Consider the following 26,499-nt stretch of genomic DNA (forward strand, 5'->3'; position numbering starts at 1 on the left):
CCATGGACAAGCAGAGGGACTTCGTCCTCCGGACCATCGAGGAGCGCGGCGTCAAGTTCGTGCGGCTGTGGTTCACGGACGTGATCGGCACGCTCAAGTCGGTGGCCATCGCGCCGGCCGAGGTCGAGGGCGCCTTCGCGGAGGGCATCGGGTTCGACGGTTCGGCGATCGAGGGGCTGACACGCACCTACGAATCCGATCTGCTCGCGCAGCCCGATCCGACGACGTTCCAGACGCTGCCCTGGCGCGGGGAGATCGACCCGACCGCGCGCATGTTCTGCGACCTGACGACGCCCGACGGGCAGCCGGCCGTCGCCGACCCGCGTCACGTGCTCAAGCGCACGCTCGCGAAGGCCGCGGACGCCGGATTCACGTTCTACACGCATCCGGAGATCGAGTTCTATCTGCTGAAGTCCTCCTCGTTCGGTCCCGACGGCCCCGTGCCCGTGGACTCGGCCGGATACTTCGACAATGTTCCCGGTGGCACGGCACACGACTTCCGCCGCCGCTCGGTGCGGATGCTGGAAGACCTCGGCATCTCCGTGGAGTTCAGCCACCATGAAGGCGGCCCCGGGCAGAACGAGATCGATCTCCGTTACGCGGACGCACTCACGACAGCCGACAACATCATGACCTTCCGCACGGTGATCAAGGAGGTGGCGATCGAGCAGGGCGTCTATGCGACGTTCATGCCGAAGCCCCTCAGCGACCAGCCCGGCAGCGGGATGCACACGCACATGTCGCTGTTCGAAGGCGACCAGAACGCCTTCTACGAAGAAGGCGCCAAGTACCAGCTGTCGAAGACAGGGCGGCACTTCATCGCGGGCCTGCTCCGTCATGCGAACGAGATCTCTGCAGTCACCAACCAGTTCGTCAACTCGTACAAGCGCCTGTGGGGCGGCGACGAGGCGCCGAGCTTCGTGACCTGGGGCCACGCCAACCGCTCCGCTCTCGTCCGCGTGCCGATGTACAAGCCCAACAAGAGCCAGTCGTCCCGCGTGGAGTACCGGGGCATCGATTCGGCGTCGAACCCGTATCTCGCGTACGCACTCCTGCTCGCAGCGGGGCTCAAAGGCATCGAGGAGGGATACGATCTCCCGCCCGAGGCCGAGAACAACGTGTGGTCGCTGAGCGACGCCGAGCGGCGTGCACTGGGCTACGAGGCGCTGCCGGCGAGTCTCGACCATGCCCTGGAGTACATGGAGGCATCCGAGCTCGTCGCGGAGACGCTGGGCGAGCAGGTCTTCAACTACGTGCTGCTCAACAAGCGCAAGGAATGGGAGGCCTACCGAGGTCAGGTCACCCCGTTCGAGCTGAAGAGCAATCTCGAACTGCTCTGATCCGCACAGATGGCGCGTCCTGACGATTCGGTCTCCCTCTCCGCGCTGGCGAGGCTCGGCTTCTCCGAGTTGAGTGAAGCCGCGGCCTCTCTCGCTGAGCTGGCGGCCATTCTGGATCAGCCGCGCTCGGTCCTGCTCGAGGCGGCCGACGCCGCCGACCCCGATGCAGCGGTGCGCGGACTCCTGCGGGTGGCGCGCCGCGACGAGGAGCCGTTGCGGCGGCTGCTGGTCGACGAGGAGACCCGTCGGCGGGTATGGCGGGTGTTCGGCGCGTCGGAAGGGTTCGCCGAGTTCTTCCTCCGCCACCCGGATCAGCTCTCGGTCCTGGAAGGGCCGATCGTCGGGCTGCCCTCGTCGGCGGAGCTGCAGGAGCGCCTGCTGGCTGCGGTGGGCGCGGAAGACGGCTTCGCGCAGTCGGGCGACGAGGATGCGGTCGTCGCGATCAGAATCGCGTATCGTCGGCATCTCGCCGCTATCGCCGCCTATGACCTCTCGCATCCGCACCCGGAGTCGATCGTCGGACCGGTGTCTGCGGCGCTGGCGGACATCGCGGGTGCCGCCCTCGAAGCGTCGCTCGCCGTCGCCAGGGCCAGACTGCAGGGATCGATGGGCCGTGCGGAAGTGGCCGCGACGCGTCTCGCCGTCATCGGGATGGGCAAGGCCGGGGCTCGCGAGCTGAACTACGTCAGCGACGTCGATGTGATCTTCGTCGGCGGGAGTAGCGACGAGGAGATCCTCTCGGAGGCGCGGGCGATCGATATCGCCACGCGACTCGCGCGCGAGACCATGCGCAACCTCGACGCCATCGAGGTGGAGCCGCCGCTGTGGGAGGTGGACGCCGCTCTCCGCCCCGAAGGCAAGCAGGGTGCACTGGTCCGCTCGCTCGCGTCGCACCTCGCGTACTACGACCGCTGGGCGAAGAGCTGGGAGTTCCAGGCGCTGCTCAAGGCCCGTCCGATCGCGGGAGACTCCGAGCTCGGGGCCGAGTACATCGCCGCGGTTCAGCCGAAGATCTGGTCGAGCGCGGCGCGACAGGACTTCGTGGAGAGCGTGCAGCGCATGCGGGAGCGCGTGATGGAGCACATCGATCCCGAGGATGCGCCGTATCAGCTGAAGCTCGGAGCCGGCGGTCTGCGAGACATCGAGTTCACGGTGCAGCTGCTGCAGCTGGTCCACGGTCTCACCGACGAATCGCTGCGCACGCGTGGAACCCTCGAGAGTCTCGACGCACTCGTCGAGGGCGGCTACATCGGGCGCGTCGATGCAGCCGCGTTCGCCGACGACTATCGTCTGCTGCGGCTCATGGAGCACCGCCTCCAGCTCAGGGAGCTCAGCCGCACGCATCTGATGCCGCGCACTCCTGCCGGTCTTCGGATCCTGGCGCGAGGCACCGGACTGGCCGAGAGCGGCGAGGGCGTGTGGGCGCGCTGGGAGAGCGGGCGGCGCGAGGTGCGCGAGATCCACACCCGCCTGTTCTACCGGCCGCTGCTCAGCGCCGTCGCCGGGCTGCCGGAGGAGGAGCGCACGCTCTCCGCAGCCCAGGCGCACGACCGCCTGGCGGCGATCGGGTTCCGTGACCCGGCGGGAGCTCTCCGGCACATCGGCGCCCTCACGAGCGGACTGAGCCGCAAGGCGACGATCCAACGCCACCTGATGCCCATCATGGTGCGGTGGTTCGCGGACGGCAGCGACCCCGACTATGCGCTCCTCGCATTCCGGCGCATCAGCGAGCGACTCGGAGACACTCCCTGGTTCCTGCGGATGCTGCGGGACTCCTCAGGGGCCGCCGAGAGTCTCACCCGCCTGTTGTCATCCTCACGCTACGTCGGGGAGCTCCTGGAGTGGATCCCCGAATCCGTGGCATGGTTGGACAGCACGGGGCGTTTGCGCCCTCGGGGCGCGGCAGCGCTCGACGAGGAGGCTCGTGCGATACAGACGCGTCATGAGTCCATCGGCGATGCGCTGCGCGCCGTCAGGGCGCTGCGACGGCGTGAGCTCCTGCGCACCGCTATGGGAGCAGTCCTCGATGTCCTCACCATCGAAGAGGTGGCCACCGCACTCACCGAGATCACCGAGGCCACGATCCAAGCCGCCCTGCGCGCGGTGATCCGCGAGGTGGTCCCGCTCGAAGACGAGGCGTTGGACTTCGCCGTCATCGCGATGGGACGGTTCGGTGGCGCCGAGCTCGGCTTCGGGTCCGACGCCGACATCCTCTACGTGTACGACGCGAACGGCGTCGATCCGCAGCGGGCTCAGAAGCTGGCGACGCAGATCGTGGCGGGCCTGCGGGAGCATCTGACCGATCACCGCCTTCCGCTCGACCTCGATGCTGACCTCCGACCGGAGGGACGCAACGGGCCCGTCGTCCGCTCCATCGAGGCGTACACGGAGTACTACCGACGCTGGTCGCTGTCCTGGGAGGCGCAGGCCCTGCTCCGCGCCCGCGGCGTGGCCGGGAGTGCGAAGCTGATCACGCGGTTCACCGCCCTGGCCGACACGATCCGCTATCCGGAGTCCGTCGATCTGCAGGGCACACGTGAGATCAAGCGGATCAAGGCCAGGGTCGAGGGGGAGCGGCTGCCGCAGGGCGCCGATCCGCGGCGTCACCTGAAACTCGGTCCCGGCTCGCTCAGCGACGTGGAGTGGCTGGTGCAGCTGCTGCAGCTGCAGCATGCGCACGCCGTTCCCGGATTGCGCACGACGTCGACGCTCGGTGCCCTCGAGGCTGCCGTCGCGGCTGATCTCGTCTCCGAGGAAGACGCGCTGCGCCTTCGTGAAGCCTGGCTCCTGTCCAGCCGTCTCCGCTCTGCGATCACCCTGCTCACGGGCCAGACCAGTGATGTGCTGCCGGCGGATCGTCGGCAGCTCGACGCGATCGGCAGGCTCCTGGGCTACCCCGATCGATCGGCGACCGAGCTCGAAGAGGACTACCTCGGGGTCACCCGACGCGCACGGAAGACCTTCGAGCAGCTCTTCTACGGCTGAGTCCGCGCCCTGAGTTTGCGGTATCGGGCGAGGTGTCCCAAGCTGACGATATGACCCACGCACGTATCGGCATCGTCTGGAACCCTTCGAAGGTCGAGCAGGAGGTCCTGCAGACCGCCGTGAGCGGCGTGTTCGACGCTCAGTACGATATCCGTTGGTGGGAGACGACTCCGGAGGACCCGGGCCGGGGCATGGCTCGTGAGGCCCGCGAAGACGGCCGCGACATCGTGATCGCCGTCGGCGGCGATGGCACTGTACGCGCCGTCGCGGAGTCCCTGGCGGGGTCTGACACAGCACTGGGGATCGTGCCGCAGGGGACCGGCAACCTGCTTGCGCGCAACCTCGACGTTCCGCTGAACAACGTGAAGGCGGCGTTGGAGCGCGTGCGCGACGCCGAGCCCCGTCGGATCGACCTCGGCTGGGTCTCGTACGACGGCACCGAGCACGCCTTCGCCGTGATGGTCGGCTTCGGCGTCGATGCGCAGATGCTGGTGGAGACCGACGACGACCTCAAGTCCAAGGCCGGCTGGCTGGCCTACGTGGAGGCGATGGGCCGCGCACTCGCCGGCACCGAGATGACCGACATCACTTTGGCGATCGACGGGGAGAAGGCCGTGGCCGTGCGGGGACACACCATGCTCATCGGCAACTGCGGGATGGTGCAGGGCGGCATCCGGCTGCTTCCCGATGCGGTGCTCGACGACGGCAAGCTCGACGTGCTCATGATCAGCGCGGACGGTGCGCTGCAGTGGCTCGACACGCTCCGTTCCTTCGTCTGGGACAACGGCATCCGCCGTCTCTTCGGTGCCACCGACGAGGCCGTGAGCACCGAGTCCGCCCGCCACCTTCCGGTAGAGAGCATCTCGGTCGAGCTGAAGACGCCCCTCGTGTTCGAGATCGACGGGGAGGAGATGGGCGAGGTCACCGCGTTCGACGTGCGCGTCGAGCCGGGCGCCCTCCTGGTCCGCTGAGGTCGAACGCCCCGTCCCGTCCCCGTGTCAGCGGGTGACGGGCGGGGGGACGATCTTGCGGTCCTGCGCGGGGAACGTCACCTTCTGGATGATGATGATGATGCTCGCGGCCACGGGGATCGCGACCAGGGCGCCCAGGATGCCGCCCAGCGCGGCGCCGGCCACCGCGGCGATCACGACGAGCGCACCCGGCACAGCGACGGCCTTGCTCATGATGCGCGGCGACAGCACGTATGCCTCGATCTGCATGTAGATGAGGTAGTAGATGATCGCGATCAGCGCGGTCAGCGGAGAGACGAACAGGCAGATCAGCGAGTTGATGATCGACGCGGTCAGCGTGCCGACCAGCGGGATCATCGAGCCGATGAAGGCGATCAGGGCGAGCAGGGCCGGAACCGGGGCGCCGATGATGCTGAGGAAGATGAGGCTCAGGATGCCGTTGATGAGTGCGAGGCTCACCTGGCCGATGACGTAGCGGCCCACGGCGCCGGAGACGTCTTCGAGGAGGCCGCTGAAGGTGTCGCGCTGGTAGGCGGGCACGAAGCGGGCGGCCACGTGCTTCATGCTGCGCAGGGACGCCATGAAGTACAGCGTCAGGATCAGGACGATCGTGATCCCGGTGAAGCCGCCGGCGATACCCGCGCCCACGGCGAACACACCACCCCCGATGTCGAGGAAGTTGTTGGGGTCCTGCACGAAGCCGAGGATGCCTTGCACGGCGTCGTCGATCGTCGAGCCGAACTGACCGCTGACGTCCTTGAACCAGTCGCTGGCCATGAAGTCCTTGATCATCTGCGGTCCGTCTTTGATCAGGTTGCTGATCTGCTCGACGAGCAGCGGGACGATCGCGAGGATGACGCCGGCGAACGCCAGGATGACCGCGGCGACCACGATGGTGACGGCCGCGGGGCGGGGGAGCTTCTTCTCGATGAAGGTGACGATCGGATCGAGCCCGAGTGCGAGGAACACGGCGACGCCGATGTAGACGAGCACGGTCGCGAGCTGCCCGACGACGCTGCCGATCCCCAGCGCCACGAGGACTCCGAGGGCGCCCAGCAGGCCGAACATGAATGGGTTGGTCCTGGCGTATGCGGCGACCGCATTCGACGGCTGCGATGAACGCGGCTCCGCCGACGCGCGCAGCTCGGTGTTCGCGGTCACTCTTCTACGGCGCATGATTCCCCCGGTCGATGGTCAGACTCACCAGTTGATCACCCTGGATCCCGCGCGGTCAAGCCGGTGGCGCGGCGTGGCGACGTCTGATTCCTCACCTCGCGTCGGCGGTGAGGACGGCCCCCCGTCGCGAGGTCACGCCGAGCTTGCGATAGATGGAGCGGATGTGGGTCTTGACGGTGGGATAGGCGACCCCCAGACGCGTGGAGATCTCTTCGGCGGTCATCGTCGTGCGCAGGTATGCGAGGACTTCGCTCTCGCGCGGGGTGAGGACGCCCGTCCGTCGTCGGGCCAGCTCTCCCCGTCGTTCGAGAATCGTTCCGAGGAACTCATCGTGGCGGGATCCGCGGTGGGCATGGGCGATCAGGAGATCGCCGATGAGCGGATCATCCGAGAGGAATGGAGTGAGGATCCGCTCGGGGGCTGCGGATTCGAGGGCTCTGTCGAGCTGTTCGTGCGCGTCCGCTCCATGCCCTGCGGTGGAGCGCAGGGCCGCTGCAGTGACGAGCGTGCTCGCCCGCGCGTAGCGTGGCAGCGCGCCCGATATCGCCAGCCGCAGCGCCTGCGCAGCCGACGCGGGTTCTCCGAGGACACGATAGAGCTCCGCGAGCACCGCGTGGGCGACGGCGGCACCGGGGCGGGCGAGTGCCGGCGCCGCGATGGTTCGAGCGCGGTCGTCGTGTCCCTCGGCGTGCGCGAGCAGTGCGGAGATCACGCGGCGCAGCGTGTCCCAGGGGATGCCGTGCTTATCGTCCTTGCTCACCCCGTGGAGCAGGCCGGCCGCGGCGAAGTATCGGTCTTCGCGCCTGAGCGCGATGATGCTCATGACCAGGTACAGCCGGGCGAGGGCTTCGAAGTTGTTGCCGGGAGCGCCGTCGTCCACTGCTTGTTCGAGGTGGGCGATCGCTTCGTCGTAGTCGCCTCGCCAGTATGCGATGGTGCCGCGGTTCGCCTGGGGGAGCCCGCCCTCGAAGATGTCCCAGTCCGACGGCTCGGACGAGACGGGAAGCGCATCGAGCGTCTGCTCGGCAGCGGTGAAGAGACCGGCGTGGGTCAAGGCGAAGGCGAGATTGGACTGGGCGAGGCGGTAGGTCTCCGGTCGGCCGCGCAAGCGGGCTTCGTCTGAGGCTGAGCGCAGGAGGCCGATGGCACCGGAGAGGTCGCGGCGGAGGCGCACTTCCGTCCAGCCGAGGAGGAAGAGCGCCGAGGGATAGTCGTCGTCGGGCCCGCACTCGGTCAAAGCTTCTCGAGCGCGATCGGCGACCGTGGCCTTCGTCAGGGTGTCGGCAGCGAGGAGGAGCTCGGTGAAGCAGACCACGAAGTCATCGTCAGCGATGCGCATTCCTTGGCCGCGAAGGAACGTGGCACCGTGGGAATCGCCGAGGAGGTCGCGGCAGCAGGCACGGATGAGGAGGACGTGCGGGTCGTGCGGCTCGGGGTGGGCGAGGCAGAGCTGTTCGAGTTCGCGGGTGCGGGATTCGAGGATGAGACGGAGCCAGTTCCGGCGCAGCGCCGCGCGGGCGAGTGCCGGATCGCTGGGAGACAGGGCCTCGCGGACGGCATCGATCACGGGACAACGATATCGGCGTGGGAATCCGTGATGTTGGTGGGCAGGCAGATCTCATCCGATGAGGATGACGCGTGCGTCCGGAGAGCGATCGGGCGAACAGAATCGCAACGAGGTCCGCGCTGCCGGACAGTGTCACGGCCGGGCATCCGACCCCGACCCATGCTTCGCGGTGAGTCTGTGCCGCGAGAGAAAGGAACGACATGTCAGCCACGAAGGTGAACGTCCGCAACTTCGCTCGTGCCGAGTCCGACTTGATGTTCTCCCGGCTCGCCGCCGGGAGCACGCTCGGGACCTGGAATCACACGCGAGGGCTGAAGTCGCTCGACGATCAGCCCATCATCCGGCAGAACCGGGACACTCTCTACAGCAGTGCCGTCATCGATGTGCGCGAAGGAGTCACGCTCACGCTGCCCGACACGGGCGGTCGTTACGTCTCCGCCTTCGTCGTGAATCAGGATCACTACGCGCCGTTCCTGTTACACGAGCCCGGCGACCATGCGCTCACACGCGCAGCCGTCGGAACCGACTACGCGGCGGTCCTGGTCCGCATCCTCGTCGACCCGAACGACGCCGAAGACATCGCCGAGGTGAATCACCTCCAGGACGCACTTCGTCTCGTGGGCGGCGGATCGGGGGAGTTCCCGCTGCCTGAGTACGACGAGCCGTCGCAGTCGGAGACCCGTGATGCTCTGCTCACTCTCGGGCGCGGCGTCTCGACCTACGATCGTGCGTTCGGCACGAGGGAGGAAGTGGATCCCGTCATGCACCTGCTGGGCGTCGCCGGCGGATGGGGTGGTCTGCCCGAGTACGAGGCGACCTACATCAGCGTTGACGAGGGCCTGCCGGTCGGGGACTATCGTCTGCGTTTGACGGACGTTCCTGTCGACGCCTTCTGGTCCGTCTCGCTCTACAACGCCGCCGGCTATTTCGAGGAGAACGAGCTCGGGGTGAACAGTATCAACAGCCTGACGGCGACCGCGGACGACGACGGCGGGATCACCATCCACTTCGGTGCGCACCCTGCCGGCCTCACGAACGCGCTGGTCGTCATGCCGGGGTGGAACTACACACTGCGCCTCTACCGACCGCGCCTGTGCGTGCTCGACGGCACCTGGGTCGCGCCCCGGCCCGAAACGATCTGAGTGAGGCCCCGCGCCGCCACCCCCACCGCAGAAGAGCCCGTCCCCGCAGAAGCGGGGACGGGCTCTTCGTGATGCTCCGCGGTCGTCAGACGCCGAAGTACAGCTCGTACTCGAACGGGTGCGGACGCTGCGCCATCGGCAGGATCTCGTTCTCGTACTTGTAGGAGATCCAGGTCTCGATGAGCTCCTTGGTGAACACGCCGCCCTCGAGGAGGAACTGGTGGTCGGCCGCCAGCGCGTCGAGCGAGTCGAGCAGGGAGTTCGGAACCTGCGGGATGTCCTTGGCCTCCTCGGGCGGAAGCTCGTAGAGGTCCTTGTCGACCGGCTCGTGCGGCTCGATGCGGTTCTTGATGCCGTCGAGTCCTGCCATCAGCTGCGCGGCGAAGGCGAGGTACGGGTTGCCGGAGGCGTCGGGGGCACGGAACTCGATGCGCTTTGCCTTGGGGTTCGAGCCCGTGATCGGGATGCGGATCGCGGCGGAGCGGTTTCCGGCCGAGTAGACCAGGTTCACCGGAGCCTCGAAGCCCTTGACCAGGCGGTGGTAGCTGTTCAGGGTCGGGTTGGTGAAGGCGAGCAGGGCCGGCGCGTGCGCCAGGATGCCACCGATGTACCAGCGCGCGATGTCGCTGAGCTGACCGTAGCCGGCCTCGTCGTAGAACAGCGGCTTGCCGTCGCTCCACAGCGACTGGTGGGTGTGCATGCCCGAGCCGTTGTCACCGTAGAGGGGCTTGGGCATGAAGGTCGCGACCTTGCCCCACTCCTCGGCGGTGTTCTTGACGATGTACTTGAACTTGAGGATGTCGTCCGCCGCGTGCACCATCGTGTCGAAGCGGTAGTTGATCTCCTGCTGGCCGCCGGTGCCGACCTCGTGGTGCGAGCGCTCGAGGATGAACCCGGCGTCGATCAGCTTGAGGGTGATGTCATCACGCAGGTCGGCTGTCTTGTCGACCGGGCTGACCGGGAAGTACCCACCCTTGTACGGGGTCTTGTTGCCGAGGTTTCCGCCCTCTTCCTCGCGACCGGTGTTCCAGGCGCCCTCTTCCGAGTCGACGCTGTAGAAGCTGGAGTTGGACGTGACGTTGTAGCGGACGTCGTCGAAGATGTAGAACTCGGCCTCGGGGGCGAAGAAGGCGGTGTCGGCGATGCCGGTCGAGGTCAGGTACTTCTCGGCCTTCTTGGCGACCTGACGCGGGTCCTTCGAGTAGATCTCGCCGGTGCGCGGGTTGTAGATGTCGAACAGCATGACGAGCGTGCTCGCCTCGCGGAACGGGTCGACGTACGCCGTCGTGACGTCGGGGATGAGCTGCATGTCGGACTCGTGGATGCTCGCGAAGCCGCGGATCGACGAGCCGTCGAACAGCTGGCCGTCGGTGAAGAAAGCCTCGTCGACCGTCGATGCAGGAATGTTGAAGTGCTGCTGAACACCCGGGAGATCGGTGAAACGGATGTCAAGGAACTTGACGTCGTTCTCCTTGATGTAGCTCAGTACCTCGGACGAATCTTTGAACATGTACGACTCCTGTAATGCGGATCGATGGCTTCACGGCCACTCTGCAGAGTACGGACGGGGGATTTCTCTACGGTATCCGCTTTGTTTCGGGCGTGTTACAGGCGCGAGGGCGTCAGAGCGGCATTTCGCGCTCGGTAGGCTGGGGGAGTGACGGATGCTGTGAACACGTACCCCGGTGAACGACTCGGACTCCCCGAATCCGGCTCCGGGAGCATCGCCCGTCCCGGACGCCGTATCGGAGCGCTCCTGATCGACTACACCGCGGCGACGATCATCGCGACCGGATTCCTCGGATTCAACCAGTTCGCACTGCCGACGGAAGCCGGCCTGAGCCAGTTCGCTCCGATGCTGGTGTTCGCCGTGTTGCAGATCGTCTTCATCCCGACCGCCGGCGGCAGCCCGGGACACCGTATCCTCGGCATGCGTCTTGCTCGCATGGACGGGAGCTGGGTCGGTGTGTGGCGGCCGATCGTCCGCACGCTTCTGCTCGTGGTCGTCGTGCCTGCGGTGATCTGGGATGCCGATCAGCGCGGTCTCCACGACAAGGCCGTCGGCACGGTTCTGATCCGCACCTGACCTGCGGCGGGCTGCCGTCAGTCTCGCCCGCGGTTGCGTCGACGTGCTTCGCGCGGGGCTCGTCCGCCGAGGAACGAGCGGGCGGGGTCGACCACGTAGCCGCGGCGCAGCGCCTCCCGGCCGATGAGCATCCGGAAGCCCATCTCGTCGCGGTTGCTCAGGGTGACCTCAGCCAGCACCTCGCGGTCCACCAGCCGGATCAGCAGCTCGACCACGAGGCGTTCCTGGGCGTGCCCGGACGAGCTCCGCACCGCACGACGATCATGGATCGGGCATTCGACGACGACCGCGTCCTCCTGGCTGTCCTGCCAGGGCTTGACTTTGAACCGCACCCACGGCTGTTCGTCCTGTTCGAACTCCACGATGTCGAAAGCATGCAGAGACGACGTGCGCGCACCCGTGTCGATCTTGGCCTTCAGCCAGTCCACTCCGAGATCGGGCAGGCTCACCCATTCTCGCCACCCCGTAAGGGTGTTTGAATGGGGGGTAGTCCTACTCACCTGATACATCCTGGCAGGAAAAATCCCCCGTGAAGATCGCAGTGCTCTCCCGCGCGCCGCAGGCGTACTCCACCCAGCGGCTGCGTGCAGCCGCGCTTCAACGCGGACACAACGTCAAGGTGCTCAACACTCTGCGCTTCGCGATCGATCTCACCGCCGAGGAACCGGACCTGCATTACCGGGGTCGCCAGCTCAGCGACTACGACGCGATCCTCCCGCGCATCGGGAACTCGATCACGTACTTCGGCACGGCCGTCGTGCGCCAGTTCGAGCAGATGGACGTCTATACGCCGAACACGGCGAACGGGATCTCCAGCGCGCGTGACAAGCTGCGAGCGAACCAGATTCTCTCGCGCCACAACATCGCGATGCCGCCGACCGCGTTCGTGCGCAACCGCGCCGACGTCCGTCCGGCGATCGAGCGCGTGGGCGGGGCTCCGGTCGTGATCAAGCTCCTGGAAGGCACGCAGGGGATCGGGGTCATCCTCGCCCCTCAGGTGAAGGTCGCCGAGGCCATCATCGAGACCCTGCACTCCACCAAGCAGAACGTGCTCATCCAGAAGTTCATCTCGGAGAGCCGCGGTCGCGACATCCGGGCGCTGGTCGTCGGTGACCGTGTCGTCGCGGCGATGCGACGATCGGCGGCCGGTGACGAGTTCCGATCCAACGTGCACCGTGGCGGATCGGTCGAGGCCATCGAGCTCGATCCGGTCTATGAGCGTGCGGCCGTGCGCTCGGCCCAGATCATGGGCCTGCGTGTGGCCGGTGTCGACATGCTCGAGGGGGACGACGGCCCGCTCGTCATGGAGGTCAACTCCTCACCCGGGCTGCAGGGCATCGAGACGGCCACCAAGCTCGACGTCGCCGGCGCCATCATCGACTACATCGCCGGTCAGGTCGCCTTCCCCGAGATCGACGTGCGTCAGCGTCTCACCGTCTCGACGGGCTATGGCGTCGCCGAGCTGATGGTCCACGGCGCGGTCGACCTCGTCGGGAAGACCCTGGGGGAGGCCGGGCTCTGGGAACGCGACATCACGGTCCTCACGCTGCACCGAGGAGTCAGTGTCATTCCCAACCCGCGCAAGCACGTCGTCCTGGAAGCCGATGACCGGCTGTTCTGCTTCGGCAAGCTCGACGAGATGCGCTCCATGGTTCCTGAGCGTCGTCGTCGGCGCGCCAAAGTCCGCAGGCTGCCGCGACAGCCTCTCTCCGAGTGAAAGAGAGCGCGGCCACCCTCGCAGGAGGATGGCCGCGCTCGGTGCTTCTGAGGTGCGGAGAGTCAACGAGGACGCTGGGAGCGCACCTTGGTCGGGTCGATGCCCTTCGGGATCGGCAGCGATGACAGCGACTGAGAGACGGAGTCCACGCGGCGGATGACGGCGGCCATCGTGGCCTTGTCGATCGCCTTCGGGAGCTTCTTGATCGTCTTCGAGAGATCGGCGATCGCCACCTCGTCGTCGCCGTGACCGACGTAGAGGACGGTGACCGGGACGCCGTGCGCGACACGCTGTGCCTTGCTGCGCTCCTCGTTCACGAGACGCGTCAATCGGCCGCGTGCACCTTCACCGACGATGACGATGCCTCCGCGCCCGATGGTGCGGTACACAGCCTCCTGGGTCTTCGGGTTGATGCCGACGGGAGTCTCGGATGCCTGCCAGCTGCGCCCGAGGCTCGTGCTGAGCACGTGTCCGGTGGCGCCGGGCATGCCGTCGATCTTGCTGTACATGGCGGAGGTCGAGAGGCGCGTCATCAGGAACAGGGCACCGAGGATGCCGAGCATGAGACCGGTGATCCCCCAGAGGACGAGCGTCCAAATCTGGAAGGGCGGGATGAGATAGCCGGCGACGAGGCCGAGCAGCACGCCGCCGATGAGGATGGCAGCCTGCGCCCACGGCAACCAGGAGTATGCCTCACGTGTGAACCGGAAGAGGGACTTGATCTGGGAGAAGAACCCAGGACGCTTTTCGGGTTCAGGAGCACGCTTTGCCATGAGGACCAGCCTACCGAGTCCCGGAGCCTCCTGATGTCGGCGTTCGCGCGAAGCGGAGGGGACCGGCGCCACCACTCCTGCACATCAGAGGATTCGGCGGAATCCGTCGCGATCATCCCCGGGCACCGGGATCGGGCTGAGGTCTTGCGCTGTGATGGAGCAATGGAAGACATCGCGATCGACGACGGCCGGGGCGGGCCGCTCGTACCGGGCGCGCATCGCGTGGTGAGAACGCTCGATGCGACGGAGGGGCCCTTCCCCGGCACTCTCGTCACGAACGGGGACGGCGTCGCCGTGAGAGTGGAAGCGGCGGCGCTCGGCGGGTGGGTGGGATGGGGTTTCTCCGGCGCCGAACACATCGCTGCGCCGATCGATGTCGTCCGGCGCCAGGGAGGGCACGACGTGTTGCTTCCGTGGTGCACCGAGCGTGTGAGCAGCTTCCTGGGCCGCCGTTCGGTGGGAGGAGGGGGCATCACGCCGGGCGAAACCACCACTCTCGTCGTCAGTCTCCTGCGGGGACTCGACGAGTTGGGAGAGGGCATCGACGGCATGCGCACCGGGGCATGGTGGCTGACGGATGGCGGGCGACCGGTGTTCGTGCTGGGGGACGGCACGGACGCGAGGGCGGGGACCGTGGAGATCCTGGAACAGCTGGCGGAGCGCAGTTCAGACAAAGTGCTCAGACGCGCGACCGGTGCGATCGAGGAGGCCCTGCGGAAGGTCATCGCCCAGCCGCGTCTGCCCCGCAGGCTCACCGAGGCGTGGGAGCAGTCGATGCTCGACGTCGCCGCGCCGCAGCCGCTCAAACGCGAGATCCATGCTGCGGAACGAGCGCGGGACGTCGCCCGTGCCGTCGTTCCGCACGTCTCTGGCCTTCACGAAGGGGGGCGACGTCTGCGCGCGGACCGGACTCCGAGCAGGGGGTCGCGTCGCGGAAGCCGCGCGCGGGAGGCGATCGGCGATGCGATGCGCTCATCGATCGGCGAGGTTCTTGCGCGTGTGGATCGCATGAGAGGAACGCAGGCTTCGCGAACCGGTCGCCAGAGCGTACGCCGTGGGCGATCCGCTGAGACTGGGAAGCTGCGTCGACGTTCCCTGCTCGTCGCGGGCGCGGCTGCGGCGCTTGTGCTTGCCGGCGGACTGCTGCTGCCGGAGGGAGAAGCGTCGGGTAAGGGCGCTGACCTGTCTGGTGGCAGTGGTCAGGCGCGGGCATCGTCGTCGCCCGACGATGCGTCTCCGGCGGCCTCGCCTTCCGTGATCGGTGCCCCGGAAGAGAGCGAGGACTCAGCCCCCGAGGGCTCAGAGCCCGAGGAGTCGGCCGCGGGCATCGATCCCGTGGCGGCAGCCTCATCGCTCCTCCGCGCGATCGCGGATTGTCGGGCCGCGGGAGACATCTCGTGCGCAGACGCGGTGTCCGGCGACGCCGCGCGAGTGATGAAGGCCCTCGACGGGCTGCCGCCCTCGGCCGCGGAACTGGTGGATGAATACGGCGACGTCGCGGTGGTGCGCCTCGCATCGGCAGGTCGGGAGGGAGGCGCGGAGGGGGAAGAGGGCGGGGAGGAAGACGAGAGTTCGGATCAGACGATCGTCGTGCTCATCCGCACAGGAGAGAAATGGCTGGTCCGCGACGTCTACGACGTCGCGGACCAGCCAGGATGACTCTTCGCCCGTCAGGCGCCGAGCTGAGCGGCGAACTGTGCCGACTCGAGTCGCGCCTTCACGGCGCCCAGGAAGCGGGCGGCGTCTGCACCGTCGATGATGCGGTGGTCATAGGAGAGAGCGAGGTACACGTACGACCGGACAGCGATCGCGTCGGTGCCTCCGACCTTCACGAGACCCGGACGCTTGACGACCGTTCCGGTGCCCAGGATCGCCGACTGCGGCAAGAACACGACCGGCGTGTCGAACAGGGCACCACGCGAACCGGTGTTGGTCAGCGTGAACGTTCCACCGGCCAGCTCGTCGGGCTTCAGCTTGTTGTCGCGGGTCCGTGCCGCAAGATCGGCGATCTCGTGGGCGATCTGGGCGATGTTCTTCGACGCCGCGTCACGCAGTACCGGCGTCAGCAGGCCCCGCTCGGTGTCGACCGCGATCGAGACGTTCTCGCTGGCCGGGTAGACAATGTTCTCACCGTCGACCGTCGCGTTGACGATCGGGAACGCCTGCAGGGCCTCGGCCGTGGCGAGAGCGAAGAACGGCAGGAAGGAGAGCTTGTCGCCCGTCTTCTCGAGGAACGACGCCTTCACGCTGTCGCGGTAGTCGGCGAGGGCCGTGACATCGACCTCGACGACCGTGGTCAGCTGTGCCGTCTGCTGCATCGACTCGACAGCGCGCTTGGCGAGGACCTTGCGCAGACGCGACATCGGCTGGGTCGTCCCACGAAGAGGCGAGACCTCGAGCGGAGCAGGGGCCGCCGCTGCCGCAGCGGGTGCCGACTTCGCGGTCTCCGCAGCCTTCAGCACGTCTTCCTTGCGGATGCGACCGCCCACACCGGTTCCGGTGACGGAAGCCAGATCCACGCCCTGCTGCGACGCCAGTCGGCGTACGAGCGGGGTTACATAGAGGTTGTCGCTCTCGGTGGGGAGCGCGAGCTTCGACGCGGGCTGAGCGGCGGCAGGCGCCGGAGCAGGAGCAGCGGCAGGGGCCGGTGCAGCGGCAGGCGCCGGAGCAGCAGCGGGTGCCGGAGCAGCCGGGGCCGGTGCAGCGGCAGGCGCCGAAGCAGCGGCAGGCGCCGGAGCAGCAGCGGCGGGTGCAGCGGCAGGTGCCGGAGCAGCAGCGGGTGCCGGAGCAGCAGGTGCCTCGGAAGCGGGCGCTGCTCCGGAACCGACACGTGCGAGCACAGCGCCGACGGCGACGGTCTCGTCCTCGCCGGCCACGATCTCCTGCAGTACGCCGGCGACCGGCGACGGGATCTCGGTGTCGACCTTGTCGGTGGAGATCTCCAGAAGGGCCTCGTCGACGGCGATGGTGTCGCCGACCTGCTTCAGCCAGCGGGTGACGGTTCCCTCGGTGACGCTCTCGCCCAGTTCGGGAAGCACGATGTCTGTCGCATCGCCGGCGGGTGCGGCGGGTGCGGACTCAGCGGCGGGCGCCGGTGCTTCTGCGGCGGGGGTCGGAGCCTCTGCAGCCGGGGTCTCTTCGGCAGCGGGAGATGCCTCGGCTGGCGCTTCTTCCGCAGCGGGTGCGGCGGCGGCGGGAGCATCTGCGGCCGGAGCCGCGGCGCTGCCATCGCCGATGCGCGCGAGGAGCGCGCCGACCTCGACGGTCTCGTCCTCGGCCACGAGGATCTCCTCGATCACGCCGCTGACGGGGGAGGGGATCTCGGTGTCGACCTTGTCGGTCGAGATCTCGAGCAGGCCCTCGTCCGCCTGCACGGTGTCTCCCACCTGCTTGAGCCAGCGGGTGACCGTACCCTCTGTGACGCTCTCGCCGAGAGCGGGGAGGACGACGGATGTGCTCATGACTGAGTCTCCTTCAGGAAGTTGTATGACGCTTGTCTAGCTTAGTGACTCGGGCACCGGTTGGTGCTCAGAGGGCGTGCAGGGGCTTGCCGGCCAGGGCGAGGAAGGCCTCGCCGAGTGCCTCGCTCTGGGTCGGGTGTGCGTGGATCAGAGGAGCGATGTCCTCCGGGTGCGCCTCCCAGGCGACGGCGAGCTGCCCCTCGGTGATGAGCTCGCCGACACGGTCGCCGAGCAGGTGCACACCGATGACGGGGCCGTCTTTGAGGCGGACGACCTTCACGAGACCACCCGTTCCGATGATCTCGCTCTTGCCGTTCCCGGCGAGGTTGTACTCGTAGGCGACGATCGCGTCCGCGCCGTGTTCCGCAGCGGCGGCTTCCTCGGTCACTCCGACCGACGCGACCTCGGGGCTGGAATAGGTGACCTTGGGGATCTGCAGATCGGGAACGTTGACGGGGGAGAGGCCGGCGATCCGTTCGGCGACGGCGATGCCCTGCTGGAATCCGCGGTGCGCGAGCTGGAGGCCGGGGACGATGTCGCCGACGGCCCAGAGCCCCGGGACCCCGGTGCGCAGGTCTTCGTCGACGATCACGAAGCCGCGGTCCAGAGTGACACCGGCCTCTGCGAAGCCGAGGTCGGCCGTCGCCGGCCCGCGTCCGACGGCGACGAGCAGGTAGTCGGCCGTGAACTCCTTGCCGTCCTCGAGCGTGACCGTGACGGACGAGTCGTCCTGCGTGGCCGTCTGGAAGCGGGTCCCGAGGGAGTACTGGATACCACGGCGGCGGAATGCCCTCTCCAGGCCCTTGCTGAGCGCGATGTCCTCGTTCGGGACGAGGTGCGGCAGCGCTTCGATGATGGTGACCTCGGAGCCGAAGGAGCGCCAGACGCTCGCGAACTCGACGCCGATGACACCACCGCCGAGGATCAGGACGCGGTCGGGGACGACATCCAGAGCGAGCGCCTGCTCGCTGGTAAGGATCCGTCCGCCGATCTCGAGGCCGGGGAGCGATCGGCTGTACGAACCGGTCGCGAGCACGACGTCTGCACCGACGTAGATGTCATCGCCGACGCTGATGCTGCGGTCTGGATTCAGTCGACCGAGCCCGGTGACGGTGGTGATGCCGCGAGCTTTGACGAGACCTTCGAGACCCTTGAACTTCTTGGCGACGATGCCCTCGCGATACGTGCGGACGCCGACGGGGTCGATGCCTTCCAGGGACGCCGTCACACCGACAGACGCGGCATCGCGCACATGCTCGGCGACCTCGGCCGCATGCAGGAGTGCCTTGGTCGGGATGCAGCCGCGGTGCAGGCAGGTGCCGCCGACCTTGTCCTTCTCGATCAATGCGACGGACTTGCCGAGCTCACTCGCGCGCAATGCAGCGGCATAGCCGCCGCTTCCGCCGCCCAGGACGACGATGTCGAAGGTGTGGGTTGTCATATGTCATGCCTCCGTGTGGGATGCTTCGGCGAAGGCGACGATCGATCGGACCATCGCCCCTGTGGGGCCCTTCTCGGTGAAGCCGTACGGGGCGCCGGCGTGTTCGCCGGAGCCCGCGATGTCGAGGTGCACCCAGGGGATGCGCGGGGCGTCCTCGGCCTCCGACGTGCGCCCGACGAACCGGCGCAGGAACAGGCCGGCATAGGAGGCACCGCCCATCCGGTCGCCCATGTTGGCGTTCTGGAGATCGGCGATGGGGGACTCGAGCGACTCCTCCATGTACTCCGGCAGCGGCATGTGCCAGGCCGGTTCGTCGACCTGTGCGGTCGCGGAGATGAACGCGGAGACCGTCTCGACGTCGCCGAAGACACCGGTGTGCCGGTGGCCGAGCGCGGCGACGATGGCACCCGTGAGGGTCGCCACGTCGATGATGACGTCGGGATTCTCTCGGCTCGCGGCGACCAGACCGTCCGCCAGGACGAGGCGGCCCTCAGCGTCGGTGTTCTGCACCTCCACCGTGGTGCCGTCGAGGATGCGGATGACGTCGCCGGGGCGCAGAGCGCGGCCCGAGGGCATGTTGTCGGTGATGCAGAGCCAGGCCGTCACGTGGACAGGGAGCCCGAGAGTCGCGATCGCGCGGATCGCGGCGAGAGATGTCGCTGCTCCGGCCATGTCGAACTTCATGCCGACCATCGATGCGGCGGGCTTCAGCGACAGCCCGCCGGTGTCGAAGGTGATGCCCTTGCCGACCAGCGCGATGTGTCGCGATGCGTCGGCGGGGGAGTAGTCGAGGCGGACCAGGCGCGGGGGGCGGTCGGAGCCCTGCCCCACGCCGAGGATGCCCCCGAAGCCCTGATCGGCGAGGTCTTTCTCGTCGAGGATCTCGACCGTGACGTCGAGGTCGGCGACGCTGTCGGCAGCGCTCTGGGCGAGCTGGGCAGGGCTCTGCCACTCGGCGGGAACGTTCACGAGGTCCTTGACGAGGGCGACGGCGTCGCCGAGGACCTGAGCATGCTCGGCGTCCTCGTCGTCGAGGGCGGCGTGCAGGGTGATCGTGGTGGCGCGAGCCTTGCCCTTCTCCGTGCGGTACCCGTCGAATTTGTGTCCGCCGAGCACGGCGCCTTCTGCTGCCGGCACGGCGAAGGACTCCAGGCCGTCGGCGAGGGCGATGGCGACGTGCTCGAAACCGGCGAGGGTGCGCAGCGCTGTCCCGGTCGCATTGCGCACCGCAGCGGGATCGGGCGCGTTGCCGACGCCGACGACGGCCAGCGGCAACGACGTCACCTCCGGGGCGTACACGCGTGCGAACGATCCAGCGGAGCCGGTGAAGCCGATACCGGCCAACGCATCGGCGAGGCCGGGATAACCGGCCAGTGAATCCGCCGAATCAGGGAGAGCGGCGACGACGAGCACTGCGGCATCTGCAGCGCTTCCGGGGAACTGAGCGGTGGTGTGCGAGAGCACGGGAAGCGTCATGCCTCCATCCTAGGATCTCTGTCGCAGCATGGTCGCGCGCCCTCGTGGCGCGTGTTCGCTCTCAGCATGATGCTCCGCGCCCCGGCCCCCAGCCCTGCTCGTAGCATGGACACATGCCCTTCTCCGGTGAGATCCACGAACGCGTCGCGAATGCGCCGACAGTGCCGCACGGCCTGCCCCTGGTGCTCCTTCTCACCGGTTTCACCGACGCGGGCAGCGCGGTGTCCGGCCTGATCGACCACCTGAGGGAGACCGCGTCGCCGGAAACCGTCGTGGTGTTCGACAACGATGCGCTGCTGGACTATCGCGCCCGTCGACCGGTGATCGCCTTCGACCAGGACCATCTCACCGAATTCCGGCCGCCGCGTCTCGAGCTGTCGCTTGCGACGGACGCGCTCGGTCGTCCCTTCCTGCTCCTCGCCGGGTACGAGCCCGACTTCGCGTGGAACCGCTTCGCGAGCACCGTCCTCGCCCTGGCGGCGGAGTTCGAGGTGTCGGGACTGCACTGGGTGCATTCGATCGCCATGCCTGTTCCGCACACACGTCCGATCGGTACAACCGTCAGCGGCAATCGCCGTGAGCTCACGGTCGCGCACTCCGTCTGGCGTCCGCGCACCCAGGTGCCGGCGACCGCCGGTCACCTCCTCGAGTTCCGGTTCGTCGAGCGCGGCGACCCCGCCGTCGGATTCGTGCTCCTCGTGCCGCACTACCTCGCCGAGACCGAGAATCCAGAAGCGGTGATCGCCGCGGCAGAGAGGCTGATGGCCTCGACCGGTCTGGTGCTGATGCTGGACGCCGTTCAGGAGCGCCGCGAGGACTACCTGGCGCGCGTCGACGAGCAGGTCGCCGGGAACGATGAGCTGCAGCAGATGGTGCACAACCTCGAGCGCCGATATGACGCGTACATGGCGGGACGCAATCCCGATGACGATTCGTACGACGAGGGCGGGTTCAGTGAGCGGGACCTTCCCAGCGCCGACGAGCTCGCTGCGGAACTGGAGCGCTACCTGGCGTCGCGTCCGTCGGGCGACGAGGACAAGCCCGGTCGCAACTGACACGGATCCGCGAGAACTTCGTCGTAATGCATCCGCATCGCCACACGTGTGCGATACTAGGACTCTGACCCGTTGTCAATCAGTGTTTTCGAGCGCTGGACTTGACAAGGGTCTTACTAGTGTCCGAAATGTCCCGGGGCTACACAGCAGCTCCGTGAAAGGCGAAACGTGACTCCTGCCACGACGAAGAACACCCGGACGAAGAAGGCTGCCGAAGAGACGACCGCCGACGCTCCGGTCGAGGCCGATGCGCCCGAGAAGCCCGCGCCCCTGAGCGCGGCGAAGCGTGCTGCCGCGAAGCGCGCCCCCGTCAAGAAGAAGAAGTCCGAGGACGTCGTCGAAGAAGACGAGGCCCCCGCCGCTGCTGCGGTCGAGGACGACGAGGACGAGGACGCGAAGCCGAAGTTCACCGAGCCGCTGCCGACCGGCGCGATCGTCATCTCGTCGAACGACGATGAAGACGTTCCCGTCTACTCGACGCAGATAACCGGTGCGACTGCCGACCCTGTCAAGGACTACCTGAAGCAGATCGGAAAGGTCGCGCTCCTGAACGCGGCCGAAGAGGTCGAGCTCGCTATGCGCATCGAGGCGGGTCTGTTCGCCGAGGAGAAGTTGTCGGCGATGACCGCGGCCGAGAAGACGAGCCAGCTCGGACTCGACCTGCAGTGGGTCGCCCGCGACGGACAGCGTGCCAAGAGCCACCTGCTCGGCGCGAACCTCCGACTCGTCGTCTCGCTCGCCAAGCGCTACACGGGCCGCGGCATGCAGTTCCTGGACCTGATCCAGGAGGGCAACCTCGGCCTCATCCGCGCGGTCGAGAAGTTCGACTACACCAAGGGCTTCAAGTTCTCGACGTACGCCACGTGGTGGATCCGCCAGGCGATCACCCGTGCGATGGCCGACCAGGCCCGCACGATCCGCATCCCGGTGCACATGGTCGAGGTCATCAACAAGCTCGCGCGAGTGCAGCGTCAGATGCTGCAGGATCTCGGCCGCGAACCCACGCCGGAAGAGCTCAGCCGTGAGCTCGACATGACGCCCGAGAAGGTCGTCGAGGTGCAGAAGTACGGCCGCGAGCCGATCTCGCTGCACACGCCGCTGGGTGAAGACGGCGACAGCGAGTTCGGCGACCTGATCGAGGACACCGAGGCCGTGGTTCCGGCCGACGCGGTGGGCTTCACCATGCTGCAGCGTCAGCTGGAGCAGCTGCTCGACTCGCTCTCCGAGCGCGAAGCCGGCGTGATCCGGATGCGCTTCGGCCTGGGCGACGGTCAGCCGAAGACTCTCGACCAGATCGGCGACACCTTCGGCGTGACGCGTGAGCGCATCCGTCAGATCGAGTCGAAGACCATGGCGAAGCTCCGGCACCCGAGCCGTTCGCAGTCCCTGCGGGACTACCTCGAATGAGCCAGGCGAACGACGGCAAGGCGCTCGAGGCGAGCGTCGACGGCAAGAGCTATGCGCGTATCCCGCTGCGTACCCGTGTGGTCATGCCCGAGGACGACCTCGATGCGATCATCACGGAGTACGCCAAGGACGCCGTGCAGCCGGGCGACCTGCTGTTCGTGACCGAGAAGATCGTGGCGATCACCCAGGGGCGGTCGTACCGTCTCGACGAGATCAAGCCGCGCAAGCTCGCCCTGTTCCTCTCCAAGTACGTCACCCGCACGCCGTACGGCATCGGGCTCGGCATGCCGGAGACGATGGAGATGGCGCTGCGGGAGTGCGGCACTCCGCGGATCCTGTTCGCGTCGGCCGTGGCAGCGGTCACCAAGGCGTTCGGTCGTCGTGGTGACTTCTACCGCATCGCGGGTGACAAGGCGCGGGCCATCGACGGTCCCACCAAGCACACCATCCCTCCGTACAACGAGGCTGTCGTGCTCGGACCGAAGGATCCCGACGGCGTGGCCGCGCGGCTGAAGGCACTGATCGGTGGCCAGGCAGAGGTGGCAGTGGTCGATATCAACGACCTCGGCGGCAACATCCTCGGGTCGACGCTCGACAAGGACGGCGAGCGTCGTCTGGTCAAGATCCTCGGGGACAACCCGCTCGGACAGGGGCTCGAGTCCACACCGCTCGGCATCGTCCGCGCAGTCTGAGCTCTGGCATCTGATCCGCTCAGAACGACGACGAAGGCCCCGGATGCTCGGCATCCGGGGCCTTCGTCATCTCTGTCTCAGAAACCGATGACTTCGCGGTACCGAGGTTTGTGGCCCGTGCGGATACCGGTGACGCTGGGCTTGTTCTCGTAGACTCCGGCGCCCCAGTTGCCCTCGACGAGGACGGGACCGTCCGGGGAGACGACGATGTCCCAACCGACGTACTGCACCTGGGGCACGACGCGGGCGACCTCGTCGATGAACGCGCGCACCTCGTCCATGTAGGGCAGCTGGAAGTCGGCGATGCGGAAACCCGAGTCCGGGTGCGTCTCGTGCACGTGCCCGTGCGAGTCGTACCCGGCACCGACGGCATGACCGTTCTCGTCGAGCATCGTGTAGAAGCCGCCGAAGGTCATCTGATCGCTCACCGCACCGCGACCGAACTTCTGGGCCATGGCGAGGATGTGCGCCTTCTCACCATCGAAGAATGCCGTGATGCGGGTGGTGTTCACCGTGCCGGGGCACACGGCCGCAAGCGCGTCGTGCTGGCGGATCACCTCTTCGATCAGCAGCTCGCCTCGAGCGAGGAGCCCCTGGTGGAACTCGTTCCAGTCGGTGATGTCGGCGGCGTGATAGCGATGCACTCCGGTTCCGGCCTGTCCCACAGGTTCCTTCGTGACGATCGTGCCGAGTCGCTGTGTGAACTCGCGCACCGCGTCGGCGTTGCCCTGGTCGACGACCATCCATTCGCGGTGCAGGTGGTCGGAGAACTGCTTGTCGAACTCGACCTTGTCCTGGAAGATCCAGCGGTAGTCAGGGTGGTCATACCGCTGCGAGAGCTGGTTCGAGACGGGATGCGTCATGTAGGTGTCGCGCTCGGCCTTCGTCAGCATCGCGAAGTCGTAGTCGATGTAGTCCTGGAACCCGACGTTGTGGCGCGCGGCCGACCAGAGCATGTCCGCGACGATGGCGGGGACGGCCTTGTGATGCTGAGCGGATGCCTCCTTGGCGCGTTCCACCACCGATCCGACGTCGATGCGGCGGGCACGTCCCATCAGATAGCGGATGCGGGGCGCGAGGGAAAGACGAGACATGAGGCTCCAGGGTCGGGGTCCCCACCAGTCTACGGGGGCCGGGACGGCCGACCTGAGAGCCGGAAGCTAGGGTGGAAGACGTGTGTGAGACGACTTCCAGCGCCCTGCCGCGTGCGATGATCTCCCGTTCGGCCCTGGCCGCGGGCGCCTTTGCTGCCGTGTCGGCAGGCGGCCGAGTCGCCGATCTTCGGCGTGACGCCTGGGGTCATGGTGTTCTCGCCGTCGCGCAGCTCGTGACGGCCGCAGGAGCCGAGCGAGTGCTGGTCGATGCCCGCGGAGAGGTGGAGGCGTTGCAGCTCGAGGGAATCGACGGCGTCACGACGGGTGAGCCGGACATCGACGCGACGCTCCTCTACGGTCTTCCTGATGCGACCGGACGCACGAGGACGCGACCGGTGATGCGGCTGACGGGTCGCGTCCTCTCCACCAAGGGGCTCCGGCCGGGAGACGCCGTCTCCTACGGTTACACCTACCGCGCCTCGCGTGAGACCACGGTGGCGCTGGTGACCGGTGGGTACGCCCAAGGCATCGTGCGCGCGCTCGGAAACCGTGCCGAGGTCGAGATCGACGGCGCAGCTCGCCCCATCGTCGGCCGGGTCGCCATGGACGTCTGCGTCGTCGACCTCCAAGGCGCGGATGCCGAGGCGGGCGCGGAGGTCACGTACTTCGGCGGCGAGGGTCAGGCGGGATCCGCCATCGCGCACTGGGCCGCCGTCACCGGAATGAGCCCGGCGGAACTCGTCACCGTCGCCGGCGCACATGCCGTGCGGGGGTGGGAGGCATGAGCCGTCCGGAGCTGCGCCTGAGCAGCAGCACGTTCCGGGCGAACATCGACGCGGTACGCGCCCGAGTGGCGCCGTCGACGTTGATGCTCGTGCTCAAGGACGACGCATACGGCCACGGACTCTCGTGGGCCGTCGAGTCCGCGGCCGACGCGGGCGTCACGTGGTTCGGCAGCTATGACATCCGTACCGGGTTGACCGTGCGCAGGATCGCCGGCGGCGACGCCAGGATCTTCGCGTGGGTGACGTCGACGGACGCCGAGATCGACGACGCCCTCATGCAGAGGCTCGACCTCGGGGTGGGCACGAGCGACTACCTTCGGCGGATCATCGCGCGCGCAGAGGCGCTCGGCACGTCCGCGCGCGTGCACCTGAAGATCGACACCGGCCTTCATCGCAATGGCATCCTGCCCGACGACTGGGCTGCGGCCGTCGCTGTCGCGCGCGACGCCGAGCGCGCAGGACTCCTGGAGTTCGAGGGGGTGTGGAGCCATATCGCCGAGGCGAGCGACGCGGACGACGACGTCGCACAATCGGTGTTCCTCGAAGCGGTCCGTACCGTGGCGGATTCGGGGACGGCCCCTGCCGCGCTTCACCTGACCGCGTCGGCGGCGTCCTGGTGGCGCCCCGAACTGCGCGGAACGGTCTCGCGCATCGGAGCCTTCTGTTATGGCATCCGATCCGCAGACGGACCGGAACTGGAAGGCATCCTCCCGGCTGCGAGCCTCGTCGCGCCCGTCATCAGCGTCCAGCGGGACGACGTGACCATCGGCATCGGCAGTTTCGACGGATTCCCTTCGACACTGGCCGGAAGTCGCGTCGGCACATCTGCCGGAACGCGCACCCTCACGTCGGTGGGACATACGACGTCGTCTGTCGAAGGCTGGGCAGGAGCGAGAGCGGGGGATCAGGTCGTGGTCTTCGGCGCCGGGACGCACGGAGAGACGTCGGCGACGACTCTCGCTGAGCGTATCGATACCGTGGGAGAAGAGATCCTCACCCGGCTCACATCACGTGTGCGGAGAGTCGTCGCCGATTGATTCGTGTGCGCTGACCGCAGTCGACTGACCGGGACCGGTCGACGTGCGTCAGGATGCGATCAGACCGTCTCGACGAGGCGGGCGGTCTCGTCGTGCCAGCTGGTGGCGATGCTGCGGAGCTTCTCTTCGTACTTGCGGCCGTGGTGGGCGCAGAACAGGAGCTCGGATCCGTTGACCTCAGCGGCGATGTACGCCTGAGCGCCGCATGAATCACAGCGATCCATGGCGGTCAGGCGGAACTCGACGGTGGAGGTGTCACGTTCGGTCGTTGCGTTCATCTCGGTGCCTCCTCGG

22 protein-coding genes are annotated in these 26,499 nt (G+C 67.5%); 12 read left to right on the forward strand and 10 right to left on the reverse strand.

Features of this window, described 5'->3' with window-relative positions:
• Nucleotides 1–2: 2 nt before the first annotated feature.
• The 3 genes from glnA (GLO27_RS05935) to GLO27_RS05945 are packed head-to-tail and all read left to right on the forward strand — an operon-like array spanning nucleotide 3 to nucleotide 5,296.
• On the forward strand, nucleotides 3–1,340 hold the full coding sequence (gene glnA / locus GLO27_RS05935; RefSeq protein WP_021200708.1) for a type I glutamate--ammonia ligase: 1,338 nt from the start codon (nucleotides 3–5) through the stop codon (nucleotides 1,338–1,340).
• Nucleotides 1,341–1,349: 9 nt separating this feature from the next.
• Nucleotides 1,350–4,325: a bifunctional [glutamine synthetase] adenylyltransferase/[glutamine synthetase]-adenylyl-L-tyrosine phosphorylase gene (locus GLO27_RS05940; protein ID WP_167254016.1), complete on the forward strand. Its 2,976-nt coding sequence runs from the start codon at nucleotides 1,350–1,352 to the stop codon at nucleotides 4,323–4,325.
• Between the two features lie 50 nt (nucleotides 4,326–4,375).
• Nucleotides 4,376–5,296 (forward strand): diacylglycerol kinase family protein, encoded by a 921-nt coding sequence (locus tag GLO27_RS05945; RefSeq protein WP_029260275.1) that lies wholly within the window; start codon nucleotides 4,376–4,378, stop codon nucleotides 5,294–5,296.
• 27 nt (nucleotides 5,297–5,323) lie between these two features.
• Here the strand turns inward: GLO27_RS05945 and GLO27_RS05950 are convergent, their stop codons facing one another.
• Together GLO27_RS05950 and GLO27_RS05955 are read right to left on the reverse strand one after the other, a co-directional pair.
• Complete coding sequence (locus GLO27_RS05950; RefSeq protein ID WP_292776047.1) at nucleotides 5,324–6,457, reverse strand: AI-2E family transporter; 1,134 nt, start codon at nucleotides 6,455–6,457, stop codon at nucleotides 5,324–5,326.
• A gap of 106 nt (nucleotides 6,458–6,563) precedes the next feature.
• Complete coding sequence (locus tag GLO27_RS05955) at nucleotides 6,564–8,039, reverse strand: helix-turn-helix transcriptional regulator (protein ID WP_167254020.1); 1,476 nt, start codon at nucleotides 8,037–8,039, stop codon at nucleotides 6,564–6,566.
• A 200-nt stretch (nucleotides 8,040–8,239) separates the two neighbouring features.
• On the opposite strand from GLO27_RS05955, the gene GLO27_RS05960 reads away from it, so the two are divergent.
• Nucleotides 8,240–9,181, forward strand: coding sequence for a DUF1214 domain-containing protein (locus GLO27_RS05960; protein WP_167254022.1), 942 nt, complete (start codon nucleotides 8,240–8,242; stop codon nucleotides 9,179–9,181).
• 85 nt (nucleotides 9,182–9,266) lie between these two features.
• On the opposite strand, the gene glnA (GLO27_RS05965) is transcribed toward GLO27_RS05960, so the two are convergent.
• On the reverse strand, nucleotides 9,267–10,691 hold the full coding sequence (gene glnA / locus GLO27_RS05965; RefSeq protein ID WP_021200702.1) for a type I glutamate--ammonia ligase: 1,425 nt from the start codon (nucleotides 10,689–10,691) through the stop codon (nucleotides 9,267–9,269).
• 147 nt (nucleotides 10,692–10,838) lie between these two features.
• Between glnA (GLO27_RS05965) and GLO27_RS05970 the strand changes: the two genes are divergently transcribed.
• Nucleotides 10,839–11,267, forward strand: a complete 429-nt coding sequence (locus GLO27_RS05970) for an RDD family protein (RefSeq protein ID WP_167254024.1) — start codon at nucleotides 10,839–10,841, stop codon at nucleotides 11,265–11,267.
• A 17-nt stretch (nucleotides 11,268–11,284) separates the two neighbouring features.
• Here the strand turns inward: GLO27_RS05970 and GLO27_RS05975 are convergent, their stop codons facing one another.
• Nucleotides 11,285–11,776: an ATP-dependent zinc protease gene (locus GLO27_RS05975; protein ID WP_029260308.1), complete on the reverse strand. Its 492-nt coding sequence runs from the start codon at nucleotides 11,774–11,776 to the stop codon at nucleotides 11,285–11,287.
• Between the two features lie 20 nt (nucleotides 11,777–11,796).
• On the opposite strand from GLO27_RS05975, the gene GLO27_RS05980 reads away from it, so the two are divergent.
• Complete coding sequence (locus tag GLO27_RS05980; protein ID WP_017830470.1) at nucleotides 11,797–12,984, forward strand: RimK family alpha-L-glutamate ligase; 1,188 nt, start codon at nucleotides 11,797–11,799, stop codon at nucleotides 12,982–12,984.
• A gap of 62 nt (nucleotides 12,985–13,046) precedes the next feature.
• On the opposite strand, the gene GLO27_RS05985 is transcribed toward GLO27_RS05980, so the two are convergent.
• Nucleotides 13,047–13,757 (reverse strand): DUF4191 domain-containing protein, encoded by a 711-nt coding sequence (locus tag GLO27_RS05985; RefSeq protein WP_021200699.1) that lies wholly within the window; start codon nucleotides 13,755–13,757, stop codon nucleotides 13,047–13,049.
• Between the two features lie 162 nt (nucleotides 13,758–13,919).
• On the opposite strand from GLO27_RS05985, the gene GLO27_RS05990 reads away from it, so the two are divergent.
• Nucleotides 13,920–15,416, forward strand: a complete 1,497-nt coding sequence (locus GLO27_RS05990; RefSeq protein ID WP_167254026.1) for a hypothetical protein — start codon at nucleotides 13,920–13,922, stop codon at nucleotides 15,414–15,416.
• A gap of 11 nt (nucleotides 15,417–15,427) precedes the next feature.
• On the opposite strand, the gene sucB is transcribed toward GLO27_RS05990, so the two are convergent.
• From sucB to GLO27_RS06005, 3 genes are all read right to left on the reverse strand, one after another.
• Nucleotides 15,428–17,218 (reverse strand): 2-oxoglutarate dehydrogenase, E2 component, dihydrolipoamide succinyltransferase, encoded by a 1,791-nt coding sequence (sucB, locus tag GLO27_RS05995; RefSeq protein ID WP_167254028.1) that lies wholly within the window; start codon nucleotides 17,216–17,218, stop codon nucleotides 15,428–15,430.
• Between the two features lie 67 nt (nucleotides 17,219–17,285).
• Nucleotides 17,286–18,659: a dihydrolipoyl dehydrogenase gene (lpdA, locus tag GLO27_RS06000; protein WP_021200696.1), complete on the reverse strand. Its 1,374-nt coding sequence runs from the start codon at nucleotides 18,657–18,659 to the stop codon at nucleotides 17,286–17,288.
• A gap of 3 nt (nucleotides 18,660–18,662) precedes the next feature.
• Complete coding sequence (locus GLO27_RS06005) at nucleotides 18,663–20,135, reverse strand: leucyl aminopeptidase (protein ID WP_167254030.1); 1,473 nt, start codon at nucleotides 20,133–20,135, stop codon at nucleotides 18,663–18,665.
• A 113-nt stretch (nucleotides 20,136–20,248) separates the two neighbouring features.
• Here GLO27_RS06005 and GLO27_RS06010 point away from each other — a divergent pair, with 113 nt between their 5' ends.
• From GLO27_RS06010 to GLO27_RS06020, 3 genes are all read left to right on the forward strand, one after another.
• Nucleotides 20,249–21,190 carry a PAC2 family protein gene (locus GLO27_RS06010; RefSeq protein ID WP_021200694.1) on the forward strand — a complete coding sequence of 314 codons (942 nt, stop codon included), beginning with the start codon at nucleotides 20,249–20,251 and terminating at the stop codon, nucleotides 21,188–21,190.
• A 168-nt stretch (nucleotides 21,191–21,358) separates the two neighbouring features.
• Nucleotides 21,359–22,597 carry an RNA polymerase sigma factor gene (locus GLO27_RS06015; RefSeq protein WP_017830477.1) on the forward strand — a complete coding sequence of 413 codons (1,239 nt, stop codon included), beginning with the start codon at nucleotides 21,359–21,361 and terminating at the stop codon, nucleotides 22,595–22,597.
• Nucleotides 22,594–23,289 carry a coenzyme F420-0:L-glutamate ligase gene (locus GLO27_RS06020; RefSeq protein ID WP_021200693.1) on the forward strand — a complete coding sequence of 232 codons (696 nt, stop codon included), beginning with the start codon at nucleotides 22,594–22,596 and terminating at the stop codon, nucleotides 23,287–23,289. Before GLO27_RS06015 ends, GLO27_RS06020 begins: the two co-directional genes overlap by 4 nt.
• 77 nt (nucleotides 23,290–23,366) lie before the next feature.
• Here the strand turns inward: GLO27_RS06020 and GLO27_RS06025 are convergent, their stop codons facing one another.
• Nucleotides 23,367–24,383, reverse strand: a complete 1,017-nt coding sequence (locus tag GLO27_RS06025) for a sugar-transfer associated ATP-grasp domain-containing protein (protein ID WP_167254031.1) — start codon at nucleotides 24,381–24,383, stop codon at nucleotides 23,367–23,369.
• Nucleotides 24,384–24,463: 80 nt separating this feature from the next.
• Here GLO27_RS06025 and GLO27_RS06030 point away from each other — a divergent pair, with 80 nt between their 5' ends.
• Both GLO27_RS06030 and GLO27_RS06035 read left to right on the forward strand, forming a co-directional pair.
• Nucleotides 24,464–25,168 carry an alanine racemase C-terminal domain-containing protein gene (locus GLO27_RS06030; RefSeq protein WP_231479825.1) on the forward strand — a complete coding sequence of 235 codons (705 nt, stop codon included), beginning with the start codon at nucleotides 24,464–24,466 and terminating at the stop codon, nucleotides 25,166–25,168.
• Nucleotides 25,165–26,205, forward strand: coding sequence for an alanine racemase (locus tag GLO27_RS06035; protein WP_167254033.1), 1,041 nt, complete (start codon nucleotides 25,165–25,167; stop codon nucleotides 26,203–26,205). The genes GLO27_RS06030 and GLO27_RS06035 overlap by 4 nt, the downstream gene beginning before the upstream one ends.
• Before the next feature lie 59 nt (nucleotides 26,206–26,264).
• Here the strand turns inward: GLO27_RS06035 and GLO27_RS06040 are convergent, their stop codons facing one another.
• Entirely contained in the window at nucleotides 26,265–26,483 is a 219-nt protein-coding gene (locus GLO27_RS06040; protein ID WP_021200689.1) for a hypothetical protein, read from the reverse strand.
• Between the last annotated feature and the right edge of the window lie 16 nt (nucleotides 26,484–26,499).

Source organism: Microbacterium sp. Be9 (assembly GCF_011754135.1).
GTDB lineage: Bacteria > Actinomycetota > Actinomycetes > Actinomycetales > Microbacteriaceae > Microbacterium > Microbacterium maritypicum_A.

Bases quoted from the DNA above. Each gene is read 5' to 3' on its own strand.
- glnA (WP_021200708.1), top strand. From the start codon at position 3: ATGGACAAGCAGAGGGACTTCGTCCTCCGGACCATCGAGGAGCGCGGC.
- GLO27_RS05940 (WP_167254016.1), top strand. From the start codon at position 1,350: ATGGCGCGTCCTGACGATTCGGTCTCCCTCTCCGCGCTGGCGAGGCTC.
- GLO27_RS05945 (WP_029260275.1), top strand. From the start codon at position 4,376: ATGACCCACGCACGTATCGGCATCGTCTGGAACCCTTCGAAGGTCGAG.
- GLO27_RS05960 (WP_167254022.1), top strand. From the start codon at position 8,240: ATGTCAGCCACGAAGGTGAACGTCCGCAACTTCGCTCGTGCCGAGTCC.
- glnA (WP_021200702.1), bottom strand. From the start codon at position 10,691: ATGTTCAAAGATTCGTCCGAGGTACTGAGCTACATCAAGGAGAACGAC.
- GLO27_RS05975 (WP_029260308.1), bottom strand. From the start codon at position 11,776: ATGTATCAGGTGAGTAGGACTACCCCCCATTCAAACACCCTTACGGGG.
- GLO27_RS05985 (WP_021200699.1), bottom strand. From the start codon at position 13,757: ATGGCAAAGCGTGCTCCTGAACCCGAAAAGCGTCCTGGGTTCTTCTCC.
- GLO27_RS05990 (WP_167254026.1), top strand. From the start codon at position 13,920: ATGGAAGACATCGCGATCGACGACGGCCGGGGCGGGCCGCTCGTACCG.
- sucB (WP_167254028.1), bottom strand. From the start codon at position 17,218: ATGAGCACATCCGTCGTCCTCCCCGCTCTCGGCGAGAGCGTCACAGAG.
- lpdA (WP_021200696.1), bottom strand. From the start codon at position 18,659: ATGACAACCCACACCTTCGACATCGTCGTCCTGGGCGGCGGAAGCGGC.
- GLO27_RS06005 (WP_167254030.1), bottom strand. From the start codon at position 20,135: ATGACGCTTCCCGTGCTCTCGCACACCACCGCTCAGTTCCCCGGAAGC.
- GLO27_RS06010 (WP_021200694.1), top strand. From the start codon at position 20,249: ATGCCCTTCTCCGGTGAGATCCACGAACGCGTCGCGAATGCGCCGACA.
- GLO27_RS06020 (WP_021200693.1), top strand. From the start codon at position 22,594: ATGAGCCAGGCGAACGACGGCAAGGCGCTCGAGGCGAGCGTCGACGGC.
- GLO27_RS06025 (WP_167254031.1), bottom strand. From the start codon at position 24,383: ATGTCTCGTCTTTCCCTCGCGCCCCGCATCCGCTATCTGATGGGACGT.
- GLO27_RS06035 (WP_167254033.1), top strand. From the start codon at position 25,165: ATGAGCCGTCCGGAGCTGCGCCTGAGCAGCAGCACGTTCCGGGCGAAC.
- GLO27_RS06040 (WP_021200689.1), bottom strand. From the start codon at position 26,483: ATGAACGCAACGACCGAACGTGACACCTCCACCGTCGAGTTCCGCCTG.